The organism is Denitromonas iodatirespirans (genome assembly GCF_018524365.1).
Taxonomy (GTDB): domain Bacteria; phylum Pseudomonadota; class Gammaproteobacteria; order Burkholderiales; family Rhodocyclaceae; genus Nitrogeniibacter; species Nitrogeniibacter iodatirespirans.
In genome coordinates this window covers 1-1,037 of the sequence record NZ_JAEKFT010000105.1, presented here as the reverse complement: position 1 = coordinate 1,037, position 1,037 = coordinate 1, and the positions used below count along the sequence as shown (strand labels likewise).

The window sequence follows — 1,037 nt, the reverse complement described above, 5'->3', positions numbered from 1 at the left end:
GAACGCCACCAAGTACTCATCGGCTGGAACGAGACGCGCCAAGCCTACGATCGCGACGCCACGATGCACGCGCTGTTCGAGACGCAGGTGCAACGACACCCCGAGGCGATCGCGCTCGTCTTCGAAGACGAACAGCTCAGCTACGGCGAACTGAACGCCCGGGCCAACCGGCTCGCCCATCACCTGATCGGTCTGGGCGTGGCGCCCGATACGCGCGTGGCCCTGTGCGTCGATCGCAGCCCGGAGCTGATCGTCGCATTGTTGGCGGTACTCAAGGCCGGCGGCGCCTACGTGCCGCTCGACCCCGCCTACCCGAGCGAGAGGCTCGGCCAGATCCTCGAAGACAGCGCCCCGATCGGCGTGCTCACCGACGCCCTGGGCCGCGACGTGCTCGCTGGCGTGGCGGCGGCCGAGGGTTTGGCGCAGCTCGAACTCGACGCCACCGAGCCGGCCTGGGCTCAGGCTGCGCCGAGCAATCCGCATGTGGGCGCCCTGAAGAGCTCGCACCTGGCCTACCTCATCTACACCTCCGGCTCGACCGGCCGCCCCAAGGGCGTGGCCATCGAACACCGCAATGCCGTGAACTTCATCGCCTGGGCGCAAAGCGCGTTCGAGGCCAAAGAGCTGTCTCGCACCCTGTTCGCCACCTCCATCAACTTCGACCTGGCCGTCTATGAATGCTTCGTGCCGCTAAGCGTCGGGGCGCGCATCGACATCGTCGCCAACGCCCTGACCCTGCTCGAAGCGCAACCGGAAGTGAGCCTGATCAACACCGTCCCCTCGGCCATGAGTGCGCTGACCAATGCACACGCCGTGCCCGAATCGGTACAAGTGATCAACCTGGCCGGCGAAGCGCTCAAGCGCGATCTGGTCGAACGCATCTTCGCCCACACCCAGGTCGAACGGGTCTGCAACCTCTACGGCCCCTCGGAGACCACCACCTACTCCACCTGGGTATCCATGGATCGGCAAGACGGCTTCGTGCGCCACATCGGCCGCCCGATCGCCAACACGCGCATCTACATCCTCGACGCCCA

1 protein-coding gene is annotated in these 1,037 nt (G+C 66.3%); it reads left to right on the top strand.

The window, feature by feature from the left end:
* Positions 1 to 1,037: AMP-binding protein (locus tag I8J34_RS24125; protein ID WP_214364173.1), on the top strand; the 1,037-nt coding region annotated here is incomplete at both ends.